At 72.4% G+C, this 21609-nt stretch carries 20 protein-coding genes; 5 read left to right on the forward strand and 15 right to left on the reverse strand.

The genetic code is table 11. From position 1 onward, the window contains the following. Positions 1 to 724: 724 nt before the first annotated feature. From ACIQR3_RS30580 to ACIQR3_RS30595, 4 genes are all read right to left on the reverse strand, one after another. Positions 725 to 2143, reverse strand: coding sequence for a sugar porter family MFS transporter (locus ACIQR3_RS30580; protein ID WP_403543888.1), 1419 nt, complete (start codon positions 2141 to 2143; stop codon positions 725 to 727). 283 nt (positions 2144 to 2426) lie between these two features. After that, positions 2427 to 5981: a chromosome segregation protein SMC gene (gene smc / locus ACIQR3_RS30585; RefSeq protein WP_403543889.1), complete on the reverse strand. Its 3555-nt coding sequence runs from the start codon at positions 5979 to 5981 to the stop codon at positions 2427 to 2429. Positions 5982 to 6206: 225 nt separating this feature from the next. Continuing rightward, positions 6207 to 6410 (reverse strand): hypothetical protein, encoded by a 204-nt coding sequence (locus tag ACIQR3_RS30590; protein WP_030824772.1) that lies wholly within the window; start codon positions 6408 to 6410, stop codon positions 6207 to 6209. A gap of 382 nt (positions 6411 to 6792) precedes the next feature. Further along, positions 6793 to 7074 (reverse strand): acylphosphatase, encoded by a 282-nt coding sequence (locus ACIQR3_RS30595; RefSeq protein ID WP_403543890.1) that lies wholly within the window; start codon positions 7072 to 7074, stop codon positions 6793 to 6795. A 160-nt stretch (positions 7075 to 7234) separates the two neighbouring features. On the opposite strand from ACIQR3_RS30595, the gene ACIQR3_RS30600 reads away from it, so the two are divergent. Together ACIQR3_RS30600 and ACIQR3_RS30605 are read left to right on the forward strand one after the other, a co-directional pair. Then, complete coding sequence (locus tag ACIQR3_RS30600; RefSeq protein ID WP_403543891.1) at positions 7235 to 8386, forward strand: CAP domain-containing protein; 1152 nt, start codon at positions 7235 to 7237, stop codon at positions 8384 to 8386. Positions 8387 to 8463: 77 nt separating this feature from the next. After that, positions 8464 to 8868: a winged helix-turn-helix transcriptional regulator gene (locus ACIQR3_RS30605; protein ID WP_403543892.1), complete on the forward strand. Its 405-nt coding sequence runs from the start codon at positions 8464 to 8466 to the stop codon at positions 8866 to 8868. Positions 8869 to 8887: 19 nt separating this feature from the next. On the opposite strand, the gene mutM is transcribed toward ACIQR3_RS30605, so the two are convergent. The 9 genes from mutM to ACIQR3_RS30650 form a co-directional block, all read right to left on the reverse strand. Then, positions 8888 to 9748 (reverse strand): bifunctional DNA-formamidopyrimidine glycosylase/DNA-(apurinic or apyrimidinic site) lyase, encoded by an 861-nt coding sequence (mutM, locus tag ACIQR3_RS30610; protein WP_403543893.1) that lies wholly within the window; start codon positions 9746 to 9748, stop codon positions 8888 to 8890. Between the two features lie 109 nt (positions 9749 to 9857). Next, positions 9858 to 10679 carry a ribonuclease III gene (rnc, locus tag ACIQR3_RS30615; RefSeq protein ID WP_403543894.1) on the reverse strand — a complete coding sequence of 274 codons (822 nt, stop codon included), beginning with the start codon at positions 10677 to 10679 and terminating at the stop codon, positions 9858 to 9860. A gap of 19 nt (positions 10680 to 10698) precedes the next feature. Continuing rightward, positions 10699 to 10872 carry a 50S ribosomal protein L32 gene (gene rpmF, locus ACIQR3_RS30620; protein ID WP_007493396.1) on the reverse strand — a complete coding sequence of 58 codons (174 nt, stop codon included), beginning with the start codon at positions 10870 to 10872 and terminating at the stop codon, positions 10699 to 10701. A gap of 2 nt (positions 10873 to 10874) precedes the next feature. After that, complete coding sequence (locus ACIQR3_RS30625; RefSeq protein ID WP_215164555.1) at positions 10875 to 11519, reverse strand: DUF177 domain-containing protein; 645 nt, start codon at positions 11517 to 11519, stop codon at positions 10875 to 10877. Between the two features lie 161 nt (positions 11520 to 11680). Continuing rightward, positions 11681 to 12826: a cell division initiation protein gene (locus tag ACIQR3_RS30630; RefSeq protein WP_403543895.1), complete on the reverse strand. Its 1146-nt coding sequence runs from the start codon at positions 12824 to 12826 to the stop codon at positions 11681 to 11683. Positions 12827 to 12913: 87 nt separating this feature from the next. After that, entirely contained in the window at positions 12914 to 13393 is a 480-nt protein-coding gene (gene coaD, locus ACIQR3_RS30635) for a pantetheine-phosphate adenylyltransferase (protein ID WP_403543968.1), read from the reverse strand. A gap of 26 nt (positions 13394 to 13419) precedes the next feature. After that, complete coding sequence (rsmD, locus tag ACIQR3_RS30640) at positions 13420 to 14040, reverse strand: 16S rRNA (guanine(966)-N(2))-methyltransferase RsmD (RefSeq protein WP_403543969.1); 621 nt, start codon at positions 14038 to 14040, stop codon at positions 13420 to 13422. 72 nt (positions 14041 to 14112) lie between these two features. Continuing rightward, positions 14113 to 16320: an ATP-dependent DNA helicase RecG gene (recG, locus tag ACIQR3_RS30645; protein ID WP_403543896.1), complete on the reverse strand. Its 2208-nt coding sequence runs from the start codon at positions 16318 to 16320 to the stop codon at positions 14113 to 14115. 49 nt (positions 16321 to 16369) lie between these two features. Then, positions 16370 to 18088 carry a DAK2 domain-containing protein gene (locus tag ACIQR3_RS30650; RefSeq protein ID WP_403543897.1) on the reverse strand — a complete coding sequence of 573 codons (1719 nt, stop codon included), beginning with the start codon at positions 18086 to 18088 and terminating at the stop codon, positions 16370 to 16372. A gap of 301 nt (positions 18089 to 18389) precedes the next feature. Here ACIQR3_RS30650 and rpmB point away from each other — a divergent pair, with 301 nt between their 5' ends. Continuing rightward, positions 18390 to 18575, forward strand: a complete 186-nt coding sequence (gene rpmB, locus ACIQR3_RS30655; RefSeq protein ID WP_003993230.1) for a 50S ribosomal protein L28 — start codon at positions 18390 to 18392, stop codon at positions 18573 to 18575. Positions 18576 to 18740: 165 nt separating this feature from the next. Here rpmB and thiD read toward each other — a convergent pair whose 3' ends face one another. Continuing rightward, positions 18741 to 19538 (reverse strand): bifunctional hydroxymethylpyrimidine kinase/phosphomethylpyrimidine kinase, encoded by a 798-nt coding sequence (gene thiD, locus ACIQR3_RS30660; RefSeq protein ID WP_403543898.1) that lies wholly within the window; start codon positions 19536 to 19538, stop codon positions 18741 to 18743. After that, entirely contained in the window at positions 19535 to 20503 is a 969-nt protein-coding gene (locus ACIQR3_RS30665; RefSeq protein ID WP_403543899.1) for a thiamine-phosphate kinase, read from the reverse strand. The genes thiD and ACIQR3_RS30665 overlap by 4 nt, the downstream gene beginning before the upstream one ends. A gap of 338 nt (positions 20504 to 20841) precedes the next feature. Between ACIQR3_RS30665 and ACIQR3_RS30670 the strand changes: the two genes are divergently transcribed. Next, the gene (locus ACIQR3_RS30670; protein WP_403543900.1) at positions 20842 to 21075 is read left to right on the forward strand and encodes an Lrp/AsnC family transcriptional regulator; all 234 of its coding nucleotides are present in this window, start codon (positions 20842 to 20844) and stop codon (positions 21073 to 21075) included. Between the two features lie 20 nt (positions 21076 to 21095). After that, positions 21096 to 21596, forward strand: a complete 501-nt coding sequence (locus tag ACIQR3_RS30675) for a DUF3515 domain-containing protein (protein ID WP_403543901.1) — start codon at positions 21096 to 21098, stop codon at positions 21594 to 21596. Positions 21597 to 21609 lie beyond the last annotated feature (13 nt).

Raw genomic sequence — 21609 nt, forward strand, 5'->3', positions numbered from 1 at the left:
CCAAGCCGGCGGTGGCGGTCCCGGCGGAGCGGGGCGGGGAGCCGCAGCCGCTGCCGCTCTGACGCTCGGTCCGGCCGGCCCGGCGTGCGCCCCCAAGCGCGGCACGCCGGGCCGGTCCGCGTCCGGGCGCGGCCGACGGCTGGCGTTCCTCGGCCGCGCCCGGACCACGGGCCCTGCGGATTCGGGGAGCCGTGACGGCGGTGGGCACGCGGCCTTGGAGCCGTCGGGCCGTGCGGGTGGGACGGGCCTGGTCGGCGGAGCCGCGGCCGTGGGGTGGGGCGGCCACCCGCCTGGTGGGCGGAGCCGCAGCCGTAGGGCGGACCGGCCGACCACCTGGCAGGCAGAGCCACAGCCATAGAGCGGACCGGCCGACCACCTGGCAGGCAGAGCCGTGGGCTGGACCGGCCGCCCCCGGCAGGGGCACGCGCCGGATCTGCCCCGCGTCGAACCACAGCGGGTCGAGTCCGCGCGGCAGCGTCCTGAGGCGTTGCCCGAGCCGTCCGCTCGTACCGCCCTCCGCGCGGCGGACGGACGGGCCACCGCCCCCGCTCGCGGCGCCCCCCCCTCACGGCAGAACCGCGGCTGCCGCCCTCCCCGCGGACCGGACAAAGACGTACTGCCCGGTCCATGTGCCGGACCGGGCAGTACGTCTTCTGGGGTGTCGAGGAGCGGGGCAGCGGGGACTTGGCCCGGCTCCTCGAGTCGAGGGGCCTCGGAGCGAGGCTCAGCCCATCTCCTCCAGCGCCTTGCCCTTCGTCTCCCTGACGAACTTCAGGACGAACGGGATGGAGAGCGCAGCGAAGATCGTGTAGATCACGTATGTGCCGGAGAGGTTCCACTCGGCCAGCGACGGGAAGCTCGCGGTGATGGCCCAGTTGGCGATCCACTGCGCGGCGGCGGCGACGCCGAGGGCGGCGGCACGGAGCCGGTTCGGGAACATCTCGCCGAGGAAGACCCACACGACCACGCCCCACGACAGGGCGAAGAAGAGCACGAACACGTGGGCGGCGATCAGGGCGACCCAGCCCTGGGTGGCGGGGAGCTTGCCGTCGACGAGGTGGGCGGAGAACGCCCAGGCCTCCAGCGCCAGGCCGATGACCATGCCGACGGAGCCGATGATGGCGAGCGGCTTGCGGCCGACGCGGTCCACGAAGATCATCGCGATCACGGTGCCGACGATGTTGATGATCGACGTCGTGAACGAGTAGAAGAAGGAGTCGGTGGGGTCGACGCCGACCGACTGCCACAGCGTCGAGGAGTAGTAGAACGCGACGTTGATGCCGACGAACTGCTGGAAGACGGAGAGGCCGATGCCGATCCAGACGATCGGCTTGAAGAAGAAGCTGCCACCGAGGAGTTCCTTGAAGCTGGCCTTCTCCTCGCGGTGCATGCCCGTCTCGATCTCGGCGACGCGGGCGTCGAGGTCGACGTTCTTGCCCTCGACCTCTTCGAGGATCTGGCGGGCCTTGTCGTGCTTGCCCACCGAGATCAGGAAGCGCGGGGACTCGGGGATGGCGAAGGACAGCAGGCCGTACAGGACGGCCGGGATCACCATGACGCCCAGCATGACCTGCCAGGCCTCCAGGCCCATCAGCTCACCGCGCTGGTCGCCGCCGGCGGCGTTCAGCAGACCCCAGTTGACCAGCTGCGACACTGCGATGCCGACGACGATCGCGGCCTGCTGGAAGGAGCCGAGCCGGCCGCGGTAGGCGGGCGGGGAGACCTCGGCGATGTAGGCGGGGCCGATCACCGAGGCCATGCCGATGGCGAAGCCGCCGATGACCCGCCACATGGCCAGGTCCCACAGCGCGAAGGGCAGGGCCGAGCCGATGGCGCTGACGGTGAACAGGATCGCGGCGATCTGCATGCAGCGGATACGGCCGATCCGGTCGGCGATCCGGCCGGCGGTGGCGGCGCCGATGGCGCAGCCGATCAGCGCGATCGCGATGACCTGGGCCAGCAGCGCGGATCCGACGTCGTAGCGGTGCCGGATGGCCTCGACGGCACCGTTGATCACGGAACTGTCGTAGCCGAAGAGGAAACCGCCCATCGCGGCCGCCGCCGCGATGAAGATGACGTGCCCGAGATGATCGGGGTGAGCCGTTCTGGCTCCTGACTTGGGTGCCTCAGCAGTGCTGGTCACGTGTACTCCTCGGGCCACCGGCAACGCTGCCGGGGTGGATCTCCCTTCGAGGACCGCCTGAAGGTTCCTGAAGGTAAAAGCAACGTTGCAGAGACTATGCCTTCAAGTTTCGAAGTCAATAGGGTGAAAGGTGTGAGCTAGGAGACGTTCTGCGTGGAGGAAGTGAGAAGCACGCACAGGATCAATGATCCATTTGCGTTCAAGTCTTGAAGATGGGCTTGTGGATGGGCCGATGACAGGGCCGATGGCACGGCCGATGACAGGCTCAGGTGACGGACCGCCGTCAACGCAGTCGCTGGCTGATGACCTTGGACACCCCGTCGCCCTGCATGGACACGCCGTACAGCGCGTCCGCGACCTCCATCGTCCGCTTCTGGTGCGTGATCACGATCAGCTGCGACGCCTCCTGCAGCTCCTGCATGATCCGGATCAGCCGTTGCAGGTTGGTGTCGTCCAGCGCCGCCTCGACCTCGTCCATCACGTAGAACGGACTCGGCCGCGCCTTGAAGATCGACACCAGCAGCGCCACGGCCGTCAGCGACCGCTCCCCGCCGGACAGCAGCGACAGCCGCTTGACCTTCTTGCCCGGCGGCCGGGCCTCGACGTCCACGCCCGTGGTGAGCATGTTGCCGGGGTCGGTCAGCACCAGCCGCCCCTCCCCGCCGGGGAACAGCCGGCCGAACACGCCCTCGAACTCACGGGCGGTGTCCCGGAACGCCTCGCTGAAGACCTGCTCGACGCGCTCGTCGACCTCCTTGACCACCTGGAGCAGATCGGCGCGGGTCTTCTTCAGGTCCTCCAGCTGCTCGCTGAGGAACTGGTGCCGCTCCTCCAGCGCCGCGAACTCCTCCAGCGCCAGCGGATTGACCTTGCCGAGCTGCTGGTAGGCGCGCTCGGCGGCCTTCAGCCGCTTCTCCTGCTCGTCCCGCCGGTACGGCCGGGGCCGGTTGCGCGGGTGGTCCGGATCGTCGGGGAGCTCCTCGCCCTGGGCGGGGGGCGAGGGCGGCACCGGCTGGTGCGGGCCGTACTCGTCCACCAGTGCCGTCGGTTCCACACCGAGTTCCTCCAGCGCCTTGGTCTCCAGCTGCTCGATCCGCAGCCGTTTCTCGGCGCCGAGTACCTCGCCCCGGTGAACTGAATCCGTGAGCTTGTCCAGCTCGGCCTTGAGGTCACGTCCCTGGGTGCGGGCCGCGGCCAGCTCCTGTTCCCGCTGGGCCTTGGCGGCCTCGGCGGCGGTGCGCTCCGCGTCGGCGCGGGTGAGGGAGACCTCGACGTGCGCCAGCAACTGGCGGGCGCCCGAGGCGACGGCCCCCGCGACCGACGCCTCGTGGCGCAGCCGGGCCCGCCGCTGCTCGGCACGCGCGCGTGCCTCGCGTTCCGCGCGGGCGGCGCGGTCCAGCGAGTCGGCCCGTCCGGCCAGCCCCTTGACCCGTTCCTCGTGCGTACGGGCCTGGAGGCGGGCCTCCATCTCGGTCTGCCGGGCGTTGGCCCCGTCGGCGGCGAGCCGGTCGCGGCGGGAGGTGTCCGGTTCCTCCTCGGCCGGCAGCTCCTCGGCCACGGCGAGCCGCTCGGCCAGTTCCTCGACGTCCATGAGCGCCTTGTCCAGCGCCTCCTGTGCCCGGCCGGCCGCGGCGGCGGCCCGCTCGGCCTCGCCGGACGCGCCGCGGGCCTGTCCGGCGAGCCGCCCGAGCTGCTGGGCGACGGCCGACTTCTCCCGGTCGGCGGCCCGGCGCCGCTCCCCCAGCTCCTCCACCAGCGCGGCGCACTCCCGGCGCCGCTCCCCGGCGGCCTCCTGCGCCGCCGCCAGCTCCTCGCACCGTACGGCCAGCTCCGCCAGCTCGGCGGCGGCCTCGTCGACGGACGCCTGTACTTCGATCAGGCTGGGCGCCCCCGCCGAGCCGCCCTGCGCGAGGTGCGCGCCGAGCAGGTCGCCCTCCGCGGTCACGGCGGTCAGCTCCGGCCGCGCGTACACCAGTTCCTCGGCGTCCTCCAGGGTCTCCACGACGACGATCCCGCGCAGCAGCCGCCGTACGGCCGGCATCAGCCCGTCGGGCCCGCGCACCAGGTCGGCGGCGTACGGCGGCCCGTCCCCGCGGGGTTCCTCCGGTACGTCGCCGGCGGCGCCGCCGATCAGCAGCGCGGCCCGCCCGGCGTCCTGCTTGCGCAGCAGGCGCAGGGCGTCGGCGGCGGCGGACGGGGAGGTCACGGCGAGGGCGTCGGCGGCGGCGCCGAACGCCGCGGCGAGCGGGACCTCGTGGCCCGGCGTGACGGTGAGCAGTTCGGCGGCCGGGCCGAGCAGCCCGGTCAGCCGGTCCCGCGCGCCGAGCAGCGCGCCCGTGCCGTCCTTGCGGCGCAGGCCGAGGGCGAGGGCGTCGTGCCGGGCCTGGGTCGCGGCCCGGGAGCGTTCGGCCGCGGTGGCTGCCTCGCGGGCGGCGGTGAGGGCGGTCTCGGCCTCGGCGAGCCGCCGCTTGGCGGCCTCGTGCCGCTCGGCGAGTTCGTGGTCGCCGGCGTCGAGGCCGTCGACCTCGGCCTTCAGCGCCTCGTACTCCTCCTGGGCGGCGACGGCGCGTTCCCGGGACTCGTCGCGGGCGGCGGTCAGGCGCTCTATCTCCGACTGCGCGGCGGCGGCGCGGGAGCGGGCGGCGCCGACCTGGCCGCTGAGCCGGGCGAGGCCCTCGCGGCGGTCGGCGATGGCGCGGGCGACGTCCTTGAGGCGGCGTTCCTCCTCGGCCAGTTCGCGTTCCAGTTCGGCGCGGTGGGCGACCGTGTCCTCCAGGGCGCGCTGGGCCGCTTCCAGGGCGGCCTCCAGTTCGGCCTCCTGCTCGCGGACCCGGGCGGCCTCGCGCTCCAGGTCCTCCGGGTCCCGGCCGCGCCGTTCCTCCTCGGGCGCGGAGGTGGCGCTCTTCACCCGTGCCTCGGCCAGCGAGATCGTGCCGCGCACCCGTTCGGCCAGCTGGGACAGCTCGTACCAGGTCTGCTGGGCGCGCTGGAGCCGCGGGGTGAGCCCGCGCACCTCGTCCTCCAGGAGCGCCTCGCGGCGCAGTGCCCGGCCCAGGTCCCGCTCGGCGGCCTCCTTGCGCTCCTTGAGGACGGCCTCGTCGGCGATCTCGGCCGCCAGTGCCTCCCGCAGCCGTACGAGGTCGTCGGCGAGGAGCCGCAGGCGGGCGTCGCGCAGGTCGGCCTGGATGACGGCGGCCCGCCGCGCGACCGCCGCCTGCCGGCCCAGGGGCTTGAGCTGGCGGCGCAGCTCGTCGGTGAGGTCCTGGACCCGGGCGAGGTTGGCCTTCATCGCCTCCAGCTTCCGCAGCGCCTTCTCCTTGCGCTTGCGGTGCTTGAGGACGCCGGCCGCCTCCTCGATGAAGGCGCGGCGGCCCATGGGGTCGGCGTGCAGGACGGAGTCGAGCTGGCCCTGGCCGACGATGACGTGCATCTCGCGGCCGATGCCGGAGTCGGAGAGCAGTTCCTGGATGTCGAGCAGCCGGCAGGTCTCGCCGTTGATCTGGTACTCGCTGCCGCCGTTGCGGAACATGATCCGCGTGATGGTGACCTCGGCGTACTCGATGGGCAGCGCCCCGTCGGAGTTGTCGATGGTCAGCGACACCTCGGCGCGGCCCAGCGGCGGGCGGCCGGTGGTGCCGGCGAAGATGACGTCCTCCATCTTGCCGCCGCGCAGCGACTTGGCGCCCTGCTCGCCCATGACCCAGCTGAGCGCGTCCACGACGTTGGACTTGCCCGAGCCGTTCGGTCCGACGACGCAGGTGATGCCCGGCTCGAACCGGAGCGTGGTCGCCGAGGCGAACGACTTGAACCCGCGCAGGGTCAGGGCCTTCAGGTGCACGCCGCCGGACTCTACCTTCCGGCGGAGTCTCACTCCATGAACGCTCGGACCCCTGCGGTTTCACCGTTGAACGCGCAGGGCACATCAGACGTTAAAGAAGCGAGGGGCCCTGCGGGGGAGGCAAAAAAGAAGGGACGCCGAAGCGTCCCTTGCAATTCTGAGCAACCGAGCGGCTGTACGGGCAGCCCGACCACTGCTGGTGCTGTGCGTGGAGCGTTGCAGTGATCAGGTCAGCGCAGGCTCCGCCTGGTGTGCGTCAACGCTCTCCATGATCCTGTCGTGAGAAGCGGCAGCCGCCAGCGCGTCCTTCTCGGCCTGGATCCGTACGAGCTCGGATTCCAGATCCTGCACGCGCTGCTGGAGCCGTCGCATCTCGGCGAGGAGTCGCGGGTCGGAGCCGCCGACGTAACCGAGAAGCGCCTTTGCCATGATGGATGGTCCTCCACAATGAGTGACCGACCGATGCGGTGTGGGTCGTGAGGGATTCGCACCCGCGGTGCTTGGCACTTTGGAGTTTTCGCTGCCGTTCAACCATGCCAAACAGCTAAGGTGCGCGGGGCTTTCAGCGTCTCACCAAAAAGTTTGACGGTCAACACGATCACGCCCCGTATTGGCGCACGGCCCGGGGCGCGCGGCCAGGGGAACGGCGGCGCTGCGACTCCTGCGGGCCCGTCGGGGCGTGGCGCCGATCCTGCCGCGCGGAGCGCGTTATGGCAAGCGGTTGTCGGCAACCACCTGCTCGTTTCTGTTCCGGACCTCTCCCGGAGGGCGGAGTCCGGCGGCCCTCCGCGGCTCCGCCCGGAGTCCGGGGTCAGCGGATGGCGAAGCCGTCGTAGCCGCCGCGGGGTGTGTCCCAGATCTCGGTGACGCCGTCCACGCGGCCGGGCGTGTCGTCGCCGCGCAGCCAGTCGAGGAGCCCCTCGCAGCGGTCCTTGGGCCCCTCTGCGACCACCTGGACCCGTCCGTCGCCCAGATTGAGAGCAAAACCACTCAGCTCGCCCAGCTCCAGTGCCCGCGCCCGGGTGAACCAGCGGAATCCCACGCCCTGGACGTGTCCGCGTACCCAGGCGACCAGCCGTACATCCTCGCTCATGGAGGCAACCTAGCGGGCCGATACCCCTGGGGGCACTTCCTCCCCCAGGGGTATGCGGTACCGTCCCGACCCAATGAATCTCATACGAAACTCACTCGATCGTGTGGGTTTCGTGTTGATCAAGAGACGAGTCGACCGCGAGGACGAGGAAGGCCAGTACATGGGACGCCACCGACGCTCCGCCGCCGGCCGCGCCGAGGGAGCCGCACAGCCGGGCGGTTCCGGAGCACGGGACCACGACCCGCAGGCCTCTTGCGCGGGGGACGTTCCCCTCAGGGGGACCGCCCCCTACCTGAACCCGGAGGCGTACGCCGAGGCCCGCGCCAGGAGCGACGCCTACCTGTTCGGCACGGACGACGCGGCCGGCGGCACGGTCGCCTTCTCCTCCGGCGCTCTGCCGCCCGAGGGCCCCGGCACTCCGGAAGGCCCCGCGGGGCCGGCGGGCGGTGGCCGGCGGCCGGGGTTCCGGCGCCGCCGGAAGAAGGCGGGCTCCGTCCCGGTCCGCACCGGACTGCTCGGCGTCTCGGCCGCCGTCGCGCTCGGCGCGGTCGCGGTGACCACCGGAGCGGTGCCCGGCCTGGACGGCCTGCGGATCGGCCAGGGCCCCGGCGGCAGCGACAAGGTGCAGGCCGCGGACTCGCCGGGCAGCACGCCCAGTGAGCAGGGCGGTACCTCGGGCAGCGTCTCCGGCGGCGAAGAGTCCGCCGGGTCCGGCACCGGCGGCTCGGCCTCGCCCTCCTCCCCCAGCGCCTCCGCCCCCGCCTCGAAGACGCCGTCCGCCTCCGCCTCGCCCGCGCCCGAGAAGACCACCGCCGAGCCGGAGAAACCGGCCGCGAAGGCGGGGGCGAAGACGGAGTCCACCCCGTCGCGCACGGCCACGACGGAACCGCAGCAGTCGGAGGCCGCGGCCGACCGGTCCGTCACCGTCTCCCAGGCGACCGCCGCCGAGGCCGAGGTGCTCAGGCTCGTCAACGAGGAGCGGGCCAAGGTCGGCTGCACCCCGGTCGCCGCCAACAGCGCGCTGACCGAACTGGCGGAGGACTTCAGCGAGGCCATGGCCGCGCAGGGCTTCTTCGACCACACCGACCCGAGCGGCGCCACCCCGTGGGACCGGGCCGAGGCGGCCGGGATAACCAGCCTCGGCGGCGAGAACATAGCCCGCGGCCAGGCGGACGCGGCGGCGGTGATGGACGCCTGGATGAACAGCGAGGGCCACCGGGCCAACATCCTGAACTGCGACTTCAGGACACTGGGCGTCGGCGTCCACTTCGGCTCCGGCGGCCCGTGGTGGACGCAGGACTTCGGCTACTGACGGACGGGGGCGCCGGGGGGCTTTCCGCCGGTCGGCGCTGCCTGCCGGGCGGCGCTGTGCTGCCGTACGCTGGAGATATGCCGACCACGCAGGAGCGCACGGAGGGGCGGGACCTTCCGTACGACGTGTTCTCCCGGAGCTGCCCCTCGCGCGACACGCTGGAGCATGTCACCGGGCGCTGGGGCGCGCTCACGCTCGGGGCCCTGTCCGAGGGATCGTTCCGCTTCAACGAACTGCGGCGCCGGGTGGACGGCGTCAGCGAGAAGATGCTCTCCCAGACGCTGCACGCACTGGAGCGCGACGGCCTGGTGCACCGCGAGGCCCAGCCGACCAACCCGCCCCGCGTCGACTACGAGCTGACCCCGCTCGGCCGGGAGACGGCCCGGCGGCTGGTCGCCCTCATCGAGTGCCTCGAAGGCAGCATGGACGAGGTGCTGGCAGCCCGCGAGCGCTACGACGCCGAGCGCGCCGCCCAGGGCTGACCCGAAGCCGGTCGGCTCCCTAGGCCGTGACGCGCGGCGGACGCTGGCACTTGGGGCAGTAGTAGCTGGACCGGTTCATCCACGGCCGGCGGCGCATCGGCGTGGCGCAGCGGCCGCAGGGCAGTCCCTCGCGGCCGTACGCGTCCAGCGACCGGTCGAAGTAGCCGGACTCCCCGTTGACGTTGACGTACAGGCTGTCGAAGCTGGTGCCGCCGACGGCGAGGGCCGCGTTCATCACGTCCCGTACGTGGCCGAGGAGTTCGAGGGTGCGGGGCCTGGTGAAGGTCGCCGTCGGGCGGTCGTAGTGCAGCCGGGAGCGCCACAGCGCCTCGTCCGCGTAGATGTTGCCGACGCCGCTGATCAGGGACTGGTCGAGCAGGGCCCGTTTGATGGTGGTGCGCTTGCGGCGCAGCGCCCGGTGGAACGCCTCGTCGTCGAAGAGCGGGTCGAGGGGGTCCCGGGCGATGTGCGCGATGACGTCGGGCAGGCCGTCGGGCGAGGTGTCGTGCAGCGACAGGCCGCCGAAGGTGCGCTGGTCGACGAAGCGCAGCTCGGTGCCGAGGGCGTCGGCGAAGCGGACCCGGACGCGCAGGTGTTTCTCGGCCGGGGCCTCGTGCGGCTGGACCAGCAGCTGGCCGCTCATGCCGAGGTGGGCCAGGACCGCCTGGCCGCTGTCCGCCAGCGGCAGCCACAGGTACTTGCCGCGGCGGCTGGGCACGCCGACGCGGTGCCCCTTGAGACGCTGGGCGAAGTCGTCGGCGCCGGCCAGGTGACGGCGTACGGCACGGGGGTGCAGGACGTCGGCGTCGGCCACGGTCCGGTGGGCGACCCACCGCTCCAGGCCGCGCCGGACGACCTCGACCTCGGGCAACTCGGGCATGCGCTCCCCCAGTGCGAACGGGCGGGACGGGCGGGGACGGTGTGACGGACCGAGCGCCCGGCCCCGGGGCGGGGGCGGGCGCTCGGGACGCTCGTCTTCTCGAAACGGATCAGGCGGAGGGCGACGGTACGTCGACGCTCTCCGCGGCGGCCCCGGCCGCCTCGGCCTTGGCTTCCTCGGCCTTGGCTTCCCCGGCCGCCTTGGCACGCTCGTCCGCCGCGGCCCGGATGGACCGCCACGCGGACTCGGCGGCCTGCTGCTCCGCTTCCTTCTTGCTGCGGCCGGTGCCGGTGCCGTACGAGACGCCTCCGACGCGGGCGGCAGCAGTGAAGGTCTTCTCGTGGTCGGGGCCGGTCTCCGTGACCAGGTACTCGGGGACGCCGAGCCCTTCGGTCGCGGTCAGCTCCTGGAGACTGGTCTTCCAGTCCAGGCCGGCGCCGAGGTTGGAGGACTTCTCGATCAGGGGGTCGAACAGGCGGTGCACCAGCTCCGCCGCCGCGTCCAGGCCCTGGTCGAGGTAGACCGCGCCGATCACCGCTTCGAGGGTGTCGGCGAGGATGGATGCCTTGTCCCGGCCGCCCGTGCCCTCTTCACCGCGGCCGAGCCGGATGAAGGAGCCCAGTTCCAGCCCGCGACCGACCTCCGCCAGCGCACGCGAGTTGACCACCGCGGCCCGCAACTTGGCCAGCTGGCCTTCGGGCAGGTCGGGGTGGGTGCGGTACAGCGTGTCGGTGACGACGAGACCGAGCACGGAGTCCCCGAGGAACTCCAGCCGCTCGTTCGTCGGCAGACCGCCGTTCTCGTACGCGTAGGAACGGTGGGTCAGCGCGCGCACCAGAAGGGCGGACTCGAGCTTGTACCCGAGCCGCCCTTCCAGAAGCGTGTGGGACGAGGCCTGGTGCTCCGCAGAGTTTTTCTTCGGCGTGGACACAGTGCCTCTCACCAGCCGCTCAGACCTCGAGGACCTGGCGCTTGTTGTAGGTGCCGCACGACGGGCACGCGATGTGCTGCAGCTTGGGCTCGTGGCAGCGCTCGCACGCAACCAGGGTGGGGACCGCAGCCTTCCACTGCGACCGGCGGTGGCGCGTGTTGCTGCGCGACATCTTCCGCTTCGGAACAGCCACGGCTACTTCTCCTGCTTCTCGTCGACGCCCGGTTCGGCGCCGCTCATGTCGTCCTTCTCGCCGTCTCCGAGTGAACCGGCGAGTCCCTGCAAAGCCGCCCAACGGATGTCGACGGCGTCATGGTGGTGGTCCGGGTCGTCCGCCAGGCGCACGCCGCATTCGGCGCACAGTCCCGGGCAGTCTTCCTGGCACACCGGCTGCATCGGCAGTGCGAGCACCACCGCATCACGCAGCAACGGTTCGAGGTCGAACAGGCCGTCCTCGAGGAAGAACCTCTCCTCGTCGTCCTCGGCGTCGTCGCCCGGTTCCGCGATCACGCGGCCCCGGTCGTCGGCGTCAGGGTACGAGAAGAGTTCCTGGAAGTCCGCTTCGAGCTCCAGCTCGACCGGCTCCAGACACCTTACGCACTCCCCCTCGGCCGCGGCACGGGCGGTGCCTGTGACGAGCACCCCTTCCATGACCGACTCCAGCCGGAGCTCCAGCTCCACCGGGGCGCCTTCCGGCACTCCGATGACTCCCTTGATACCGAGGTCCTGGGGAGCGTCGACCGTGCGGGTCAGGCGCTGCAGCGCACCAGGACGCCGTCCCAGCTCGTGCGTGTCGAACACGAGGGGGTTGCGGTGGTCGAGGCGGGCGTTCAGAGCCATTCCAACTTTCGGTCCTGGAGCTTTGTGCTGAGAGGGGCGCCGCCCCGTGGTGCCGCGGGCAGCGCGGATCGCGTGGTTACACACGACCGAAGAGCCAGGATACTGGACCTTTCCCTCACGGCCCAATCCGGTGGCGGGGCTGTGGACGGCGCCGCGGAGGGCTACAGTCCCCGGCCCTGCTCGTAGGCCCTCAACTGCTCCGCGCTGATCATGCTGGTGTCGAAGAGGCTGGTCTCGTCGAGGGCCTGGGCGGGCTGCTGGGGCTGGGCGTAGCCGGGCTGCTGCGCGTCGTACGCGGGCTGCTGGGGGTCGTAGGCGGCCTGCTGGGGGTCGTAGCCCTGCTGCTGGGCGTCGTAGCCCTGGTACGCATAGGGATCGGCCTGCTGGTAGCCGTACGCGTCCTGCTGGCCGGCGTAGGGATCGGCCTGCGGGTAGCCGCCGTACGGGTCGGGCTGCTGCTGGGCGTAGCCGTACGCGGTCTGGTCGGCCGGGGCCGCTTGGGCCGCCGCCAACGGCTGCTGCTGTTGCTGCTGCTGCTGCTGCTCGGTGTACTCCTGCTGCCGGGACTGCTCGGCGGCGGCGTCGCTGTCGGCGAGGGCGGCCAGGTCGGCGAGGTAGTCGGCGTCGCTGGAGTGCTGGCGGGTGGTGGTGTCGTCGGCGAGGGCGCCGAGGTCGTCGGTGGCGATCCGGCCGTGCAGCTTCTGCCGGCCGCGGCCGACCGCCTCCAGGGTCTTGGCCAGCACCGCCTCGAAGGCGCCCAGTTTGACGTCGACGTAGGCGTCGGCGTCGCGGCGCAGGGTCTCCGGGTCGTGGCTGCGCTCGGGGGCGTCCTCGTCCTCGTAGCCGTTCTCGTCCACGCCCGGACCGGTGCCGAGGAGTTTTTCGCGGCCCCGGCCGACCGAGCCGAGCGTCTTGGTGAGGACGACCTCGAAGTTGGCGAGCTTGGAGTCGACGTAGTCGTCGGCCTCGGCGCGGATCTCCTCGGCCTCGCGGCGGGCCTCGGTGAGGATGCGGTCGGCCTCGGCCTGGGAGCGGCGGACCACCTCCATGTCGGAGATCAGCGAGCCGCGTTCGGCGTGCGCGCTCTCGATGATGCGCTCGGCCTCCTGGCGGGCCTGCTCCACCAGCTGCTCGCGGTCGCCGATCAGCTCCTGGGCCTGCGCGAGGGAGCCGGGCAGCGCGGCCCGCACCTCTTCCAGCAGGGAGAGCAGGTCGGCGCGGTTGACCACGCAGGAGGCCGACATGGGCATGGATCGGGCGCCGGAGACCGTCGAGACGATCTCGTCCAGCTTCTTCTGCACGTCCACCGTGTGCTCGCCACTCTCTACAGCTGTGTTGGAGACGGACGGGACGACTGTACGGCTCCGGGGCGGGCGCCGGACACCGCCCCGGGGTCAGTCCTTGCGCAGCCGTTCGGCGAGGGCGTCGTGGACCAGCGGGGGCACCAGGTGGGAGACGTCGCCGCCCCAGGTCGCGACCTCCTTGACCAGCGAGGAGGACAGGAAGCTGTAGGTGGGGTTGGTGGGCATGAAAAGGGTCTCCACGCCCGAGAGCCCGTTGTTCATCTGGGCCATCTGGAGTTCGTAGTCGAAGTCGCTGACCGCGCGCAGGCCCTTGACGATGGCCGGGATCTCGCGCTCCTTGCAGAAGTCGACGAGGAGGCCGTGGAAGGACTCGACGCGGACGTTGCCGTACTCGGCGGTCACCCGGCCGATGAGGTCGATCCGCTCCTCGATCTCGAAGAGGCCCTTCTTGGACTGGTTGATCATCACGGCGACGTAGACCTCGTCGTACAGCCGGGAGGCCCGGGCGATGATGTCCAGATGTCCGTTGGTGATCGGGTCGAACGACCCGGGACAGACGGCGCGGCGCACTTGAGATCCCTCGCTCTCGAGTCCGGTCATCGTGCGTCTTCGCACGTGGAGGCGGCGCGACCGTACCAAAACGTTCCCTCGCCGTAGCGACGGGCCCGGATCGCGTCGAACCCCTCCGGCCACCGGAACTCCCCGCCCCTGGTGCTGCGCTCCACGGTGACGAGGGCGTCGTCCGCGAGCCAGCCCTGGGCGCGGAGTGTGAGCAGGATCTCCCGAAGATCGTCGTCGGACACGGCGTACGGCGGATCCAGGAAGACCAGGTCGTACGGGTCCTCCGGCGGGGTCTGGACGATCTGCTGGGCCTTGCCCGCCCTGACCTCGGCACCGGGGAGGCGGAGCGTCTTCACGTTCTCCCGGACGGTGCGGACCGCTCTCGCGTCGGCCTCCACGAGGAGGACGTGGCCGGCGCCCCGGGAGAGGGCTTCCAGGCCGACGGCGCCGGAGCCGGCGTACAGGTCGAGGACCCGCTCGCCGTCCAGGGGGCCGCCGAGGAGGGCCTGCCAGGTGGAGAAGAGGCCCTCGCGGGCTCGGTCGGAGGTGGGGCGGGTGCCGGTCCCCGGCGGGACGGCCAGGCGGCGTCCGCCGGCTTCGCCGGCGATCACGCGGGTCATGTGTGGTCCTTGGTGGTGAGCGGCTTTCGGTTTCAGTGTGGCTGGTCGCGCGGACGCGGCGGTGGCCGCATATCGATCATCGCCTCGCGCCCCTGGGGGCGACTGCCCTCAGCCCTTCTCCAAGTACTGTTCCCTCTCCTCGTCCAGGAGGGCGTCCAGGGCCGTGCGCAGACCGGGGAGGCTGGTCAGCTCCGGGTCGGCCGCCACCAGCGCCGCCGCCTCCGCTCTGGCCTCCGCGATGATCTCCTCGTCCTCGATGACGGCCAGCACCCTGAGGGACGTACGGGCCCCGGACTGGGCCTGGCCGAGGACGTCACCCTCCCGGCGCTGTTCCAGGTCGATGCGGGACAGCTCGAAGCCGTCCAGGGTGGAGGCGACGGCGTCGAGGCGCTGGCGGGCGGCACTGGCCTCGGGCATCTCGGTGACCAGCAGGCACAGACCGGGGGCCGAGCCGCGGCCCACCCGGCCGCGCAGCTGGTGCAGCTGGGAGACGCCGAAGCGGTCCGCGTCCATGATGACCATCGCGGTGGCGTTGGGGACGTTGACGCCGACCTCGATGACGGTGGTGGCGACCAGGACGTCGGTCTCGCCCGCGGCGTAGCGGCGCATGACGGCGTCCTTGTCGTCGGGCTGCATCCGGCCGTGCAGGACCTCGACCTTGAGGCCGCTCAGCGGGCCCTCGGCGAGTTGGCCGGCGACGTCCAGGACGGCGAGCGGGGGGCGCTTGTCCCCGTCGTCCTGCGGGGGGCCGCCCTTCTTCGCGGTCTTGGGTGTCTCCTCCTCGTCACCGATCCTCGGGCAGACCACGTACGCCTGGTGGCCGTTCTCCACCTCCTCGCGCACCCGTTCCCAGGCGCGCGCCAGGAAGTGCGGTTTGTCGGCGGCGGGGACGACATGGCTGGCGATCGGGGAGCGGCCGGCCGGGAGCTGGTCCAGCACGGAGGTCTCCAGGTCGCCGAAGACGGTCATGGCGACCGTGCGCGGGATGGGCGTGGCGGTCATCACGAGCAGGTGGGGCGGCTGCTTGCCCTTGCCGCGCAGGGCGTCGCGCTGCTCGACGCCGAAGCGGTGCTGTTCGTCGACGACGACCAGGCCGAGGTCGTGGAACTGGACCTTGTCCTCGATCAGCGCGTGGGTGCCGATCACGATGCCGGCCTCGCCGGTGGCCAGGTCGAGCATGGCCCGGCGGCGGGCGGCGGTGCCCATCGAGCCGGTGAGCAGTACGACCTTGGTGGCGTGCTCGGAGCCGCCGAGCATGCCCCCTTCGGCCAGCTCGCCCATCATCTCCACGACCGACCGGTGGTGCTGCTGGGCCAGCACTTCGGTGGGCGCGAGCATCGCGGCCTGTCCCCCGGCGTCGACCACGGCGAGCATGGCGCGCAGGGCGACCATCGTCTTGCCGCTGCCGACCTCCCCTTGGAGCAGCCGGTGCATCGGGTGGTCCGTGGCCAGGTCGGTGAAGATCTCGGCGGAGACCTTCCGCTGCCCCTCGGTGAGGGTGAAGGGGAGGCGGTCGTCGAAGGCGGTCAGCAGGCCGTCGGGCCTGGGTTCGCGGGGGACGGCGGGGAGCTGGGTCTCGGCGTGCCGGCGGCGGGCCAGGGCGACCTGGAGGACGAACGCCTCGTCCCACTTCAGGCGGGCGCGGGCGTCGGCGATGTCGGCCTGGGTGTGCGGGCGGTGGATCTTGAGCAGGGCCTCGGGGAGGGAGACCAGGCCGCGTCCCTCGCGCAGGGACGCGGGGAGCGGGTCGACGGCCTCCTGGGCGGCGGGCAGCACCGTCTGGATCGCCTTGGCGAGCTTCCAGGACTCCAGCTTGGCGGTGGCGGGGTAGAGCGGGATGAGGGCGCCGGCCCAGCTCTCCACCGTCTCCTCGCTGTCTCCTCGTAGCAACTCGTAGGCCGGATGGGCCAGTTGGAGCTTGCGGTTGAAGACGGAGACCTTGCCGGAGAACATCGCGCGGGTGCCCGGCAGCAGGTCCTTGTGGGGTTTGTGGACGCCGTTGCCGAAGAAGACCAGCGTGAGCCGGCCGCTGCCGTCGGTGATGGTCACTTCGAGGCGCTGCCCCTTGCCGCGCGGGGCCTTGGCCGAGGCGAACGTGTGCAGGCGGGCGTCGGCGACCTGGGCGACCACCGTGACGTGTTCGTCCATGGGGAGGTCGGCGAGGTGGGTGAGCTGCCCGCGCTCCTCGTATCTGCGCGGGTAGTGGTGGAGCAGGTCACCGACGGTGTGCAGGCCGAGGTGCTCGGCCATCACCTTCGCGGTGGCGGGGCCGAGGACCTTCTTCAGGGGTTCTCGCAGTGCGGGCACGAGATCCATTGCACACCACGGCACTGACAACGCCCGCCCAGCCCGCCCGGACACTGCGCTACTCCACGCCGATGAGCAGCAGCGATCCCTGCCGCCCGCCCCGGTAGACCACCGTGTCCACCGCGAGGTAGGCCTCCCTGACCCGCGTCTCCAGGTGACCGGCCACCTCCTCGGGGGCGTCGTCGCCGAGGACGAGGGTGACCAGTTCGCCGCCGGCCGCCAGCATCCGGTCGAGCACGGTCGTCGCGGTGGCGGTCACGTCGGAGCCGATCACCGCCACGTCGCCGTCGACCAGGCCGAGGACGTCCCCGGCCTGGCAGATGCCGGCCGTGGTCCACGCCTGGCGTTCGGCGACGGCCACCTCGGCGTACCGGGTCGCGCCGGCCGCCGAGGTCATCGCCACGACGTCCTCGTCGAAGCGCCGGCCGGGTTCGTGCACGGCGAGCGCGGCGATGCCCTGGACCGCGGAGCGGGTCGGGATGAGGGCGACCCGGACGCCCTCCGCCCGGACCTGGTCGGCGGCCGCGGCGGCGGTGTGCCGCAGTTCGGCGTCGTTCGGCAGCAGGACCACCTCGCGCGCGTGCGCCCGGCGGACGGCCTCGGCCAGCTCGCCGCTGGCGGGCGGCTCCCCCGGACGCGCCAGCACGGCCCGCGCCCCGGCCTCCGTGTAGAGCCCGGCCAGCCCCTCGCCGGGCACCACCGCCACCACGGCCCGCTGGGCCCGCTCCCGGGGCGGGCGCCCGCCTCCGGTGGTGTGGACGTCACCCTGCCCGAAGTGGGTGATCCGGATGCGGTACGGCCGGCCCGCCTCGACGCCCGCCTCCACGGCGGCGCCCGCGTCGTCGACGTGCACGTGGACGTTCCACAGTCCGTCGCCGCCGACCACGACCAGGGAGTCCCCGAGGGCGTCCAGCCGCTGCCGCAGCCGCGCGACGGCCGCGTCCTCGGCCTCCAGGAGGTAGATCACCTCGAAGGCGGGGCCGCCCTCGCCCGAAGGGCACTCCCCTTCCGTGTCTCCCACGCGCGTGTACGGCCCCGGAGCCTGGGCCGGAATCTCCCCCGTGAGCGTCTCCACCAGCGCCGCCAGCACCGTCACCAGGCCGTGCCCGCCCGCGTCGACCACTCCGGCGCGTTCCAGGGCGGGCAGTTGCCCCGGGGTCGCGGCCAGCGCCGTCCGGGCACCCTCGTAGGCCGCGCGGGCCACGGCGTCGCAGCCGCCCCGCGCGCGGTCCGCCGCGTCGGCGGCGGCCGAGGCGACGGTCAGGACCGTGCCCTCGACCGGGTGGGCGACGGCCTGCCGAGCGGAGTCGGCCGCGCGGCGCAGCGCGCGCCGCAGCTCGGGCGCCTCGGTGCGCGCCCCCTCGATCCCCGTCTCCTCGGCACGCGTCCCCTCGTTCCCCGTCTCCTCGGCACGCGTCCCCTCCCCCCGCTCCGCGAGCACCTGCGCCATGCCGCGCAGCAGCTGCGCCAGGATCGTCCCGGAGTTGCCCCGCGCGCCGATCAGCGCGCCGTGCGCCATCGCCCGCGCGGCCTCCGCCAGCGAGGGCCCCCGGCCGGGCCCGGCGTCCCCCGCCTCGTGCCCCGAGAACACCGCCTCCACCGCCGCCGCGGCCGACTCCACCGTCAGGTACAGGTTGGTGCCGGTGTCCCCGTCGGCGACCGGGTAGACGTTGATCGCGTCGATATCCTCGCGCGCCCGCCCCAGCGCGCTCAGCGCCAGACCGCACCAGGTGCGCACCGCCAGAGCGTCGAAGAACCTCTGCGGCACCTGCGCCACCTGCGCCTCCCTGAACTGCTGGATCACCTGGACCCGGGGCCTGGACGTGGCACGCAGCGTAGACCCCGGGGCGCCGTCCGCCGGAACAGGGCCGGACCAGGGCCGGAGCAGGAGCCTGATCAGGCATGGTAGTTTCGTTGTACGGACGCAGTCGTTGTATGCTGCTCCGGTTGCCCGATCCCGATCGGGCCATTCCCCCTGGCACCGCCACTCAGATCACGGTCGCTCGCAAGAGCCCGAGACCTCGATTCCGGCATGCCGGGATCAACCGTAAGTGCATCTGAAGTCTTTGGAGTGACCCGTGGCTGCCAACTGCGACGTCTGCGGCAAGGGGCCGGGCTTCGGCAACAACATCTCGCACTCGCACCGCCGTACGTCCCGCCGCTGGAACCCCAACATCCAGCGTGTTCGTACCGTGGTGGGCGGGACGCCGAAGCGCGTGAACGCTTGCACCTCGTGCATCAAGGCCGGCAAGGTCTCGCGCTGACGCTCAGCAACAGCGCGCGGCCACTGTCGGTTCGCTGCATCAAGCCGGTCCACCTCAGGGTGGGCCGGCTTCTTGCCGTGCGCGCCTGACCGCGCCGGCGTCGGTACCGAACGACGGTACCGAACGACGGTACCGGCGCCGACGTGCCGTGCACGCCGTACGCCGTCAGCCCCGCCCCAGCGCCCACCCGTGATCCACCGGACCGATCCCGCCGCCCAGCGCGAACCCGGCCGCGATCGCCCCGGTGACGTACTCCTTGGCCGCCGCCACCGCCTCCGGCACCGAGCGGCCGTGCGCCAGCTGCGACGCGATCGCGGAGGCGAGGGTGCAGCCCGTGCCGTGGGTGTGCCGGTTGTCGTGGCGCGGGGCCCGCAGCCAGTGCTCCTCCGTACCGTCGGTGAGCAGGTCGACGGGGTCCCCGGGCAGATGACCGCCCTTGATCAGCGCCCAGCGCGGTCCGAACGCGAGCAGGGCCGCCGCGGCCCGCCGCATCCCGTCCTCCGACTCCACCCGGACCCCGGTGATCTGCGCCACCTCGTCCAGGTTCGGGGTGGCGACGGTGGCGACCGGCAGCAGCTTGGTGCGTACGGAGTCCAGGGCCGAGGCGGCCAGCAGCGCGTCCCCGTGCTTGGAGACGCCCACCGGGTCGATCACCGCGGGCGCGTCCGTCGCCGCGATCAGCTCGGCGACCGTCTCGACCAGCGGCGCCGAGGCGAGCATGCCGGTCTTGACCGCCTGGACGCCGATGTCGTCGACGACGCTGCGGTACTGGGCCCGGACCGCCTCGACGGGCAGTTCCCAGGCGCCCTGCACGCCCAGGGAGTTCTGCGCGGTCACCGCCGTGATCACGCTCATGCCGTGGGTGCCGAGCGCGAGCATCGTCTTCAGGTCGGCCTGGATGCCGGCGCCGCCGCCGGAGTCGGAGCCGGCCACCGTCAGGACCCTCGGGGGCGCCGCGTTCATCCCTCGATCTCCCCTCCGAAGTGGTCCCAGCCGCCGGCACTGGCCCAGGGCGCCCCGTCGACGGTCACCTGGGGCAGCGCCGAGGGGTGCAGGACCTCGCCGATGACCTTCCAGCGGGCGGGCAGCTTCACCTCCGGACCGAAGGTGGCCACGATCGCGTGGTCCTCTCCCCCGGTCAGCACCCACTGCATCGGGTCGACGCCGACGGCCTGGCCGATGTCGTTCATCTGGGACGGGATGTCGAGCTGCCCGGAGCGGATGTCGATCCTGACCTTGCTCGCCGCCGCGATGTGGCCCAGGTCCGCGATCAGCCCGTCGCTGACGTCGCACATGGCGGTCGCGCCGAGCCCGGCGGCGGCCGGCCCGGCGTGGTACGGCGGCTCCGGGCGCCGGTGCGCCTCGACGAAGGCGCGCGGGGAACGGAAGCCCCGCGAGAGTACGGCGAACCCGGCGGCGGACCAGCCGAGCCAGCCGGTCACCGCGACCAGGTCGCCGGGGCGGGCGCCGGCCCGGGTCACCGGTTCCTGGCCGCGCAGGTCGCCGAGGGCGGTGATGGACACGGTGATGGTGTCGCCGCGCACCACGTCGCCGCCGACCACCGCGGCCCCGGCGACCTGGCACTCGTCGCGCAGCCCGTCCATCAGCTCGGTCGGCCAGGTGACGGGGCATTCGGCGGGGACCACCAGGCCGAGCAGCAGCGCGGTCGGCACGGCGCCCATCGCCGCGATGTCGGCCAGGTTCTGGGCCGCGGCCTTGCGGCCGACGTCGTAGGCGGTGGACCAGTCACGGCGGAAGTGCCGGCCCTCCACGAGTATGTCGGTGGTGGCCACCACCCGCCGGTCGGGCGCGGCGACCACCGCGGCGTCGTCGCCGGGGCCGATCCGGACCGCCGGGGTGGTGGTGAGACGGGAGGTGAGCTCCCTGATGAGCCCGAACTCCCCGAGCTCACCAACAGTGCCCTTCATGGTCCTGCTCCCCTTCCGTCCCGGTCCGTACCCGGTCGCGCGTCGTCTGTGTGTACCAAGGTCGTGCACCAAGGCCGTGCACCAAGGTCGTGCACCGAAACCGTGCACCAGAGCCGGTGCACCGAGGTCGTGCACCAAGGCTGGTGTACCAAGGTGATGTATCAGGGTGGTGTACCGGGTGACGTCCACGGGGTCCCGGCGCGCGTCCCAGCGCGTGTACCGGCGCGTGTACCGGCGCGCGAGACCCCTGCCCCGCAGGTCTCCCCGCGGCGCGGGGCGACGCGATACCGTGGCGTTCCTTTTCCCCACATGATCCTCGTGGCCGCCCTGGAGGTTCCGTGGTACAGGCGTACATCCTGATCCAGACCGAGGTCGGCAAGGCGTCGGCCGTCGCCGAGACGATCGCCGAACTGCCGGGGGTGATCCAGGCCGAGGACGTGACCGGACCCTACGACGTCATCGTGCGCGCCCAGGCCGACACCGTCGACGACCTGGGCCGCATGGTGGTCGCCAAGGTCCAGCAAGTGGACGGCATCACCCGCACCCTGACCTGCCCGGTCGTCCATCTCTAGTACCCGTCTACCCTGTGCCGGTGAACTCCTTCCGTCACCGGCTGCTCGGTCCGCCCCTGCTCGTCCTGCTGACCGCCGTCGCGGGCTGCTCCGCGGCGGACGGCGGCGCTTCGGCGGCGGTGCCCAGCCCGGACGCGAAGGTCGTCTCGCTCTGCGAGGACCTGGACGAGGCCGTGCCGTCGAAGGTGGACGGCCAGAGCCGCAAGGATCCCGAGCCCGCCTCCAAGCTCACGGCGGGCTGGGGAAACCCGCTGATCATACTGCGCTGTGGTGTCACCCGGCCGCCGAAGATGGTCGACCCGAAGGTGGCCGAGGGCGGGGACGCGGACGCGGTGGCCGGCGGGGTGAACGGCGTCGACTGGCTGATGGAGAAGCAGGACGACGGGTCGTACCGGTTCACCACCGCCAACCGGGAGGCGTACATCGAGGTCACCGTGCCCGAGGGCCGGGACAGTTCCAGCGTGCTGATCGACCTGGCCCCGGCCGTGAAGAAGGCGATCCCCGAAGGGATCGCCCTGTAGCGGCCCTGTAGCG

Source organism: Streptomyces sp. NPDC090994 (assembly GCF_044768905.1).
Lineage (GTDB): Bacteria > Actinomycetota > Actinomycetes > Streptomycetales > Streptomycetaceae > Streptomyces.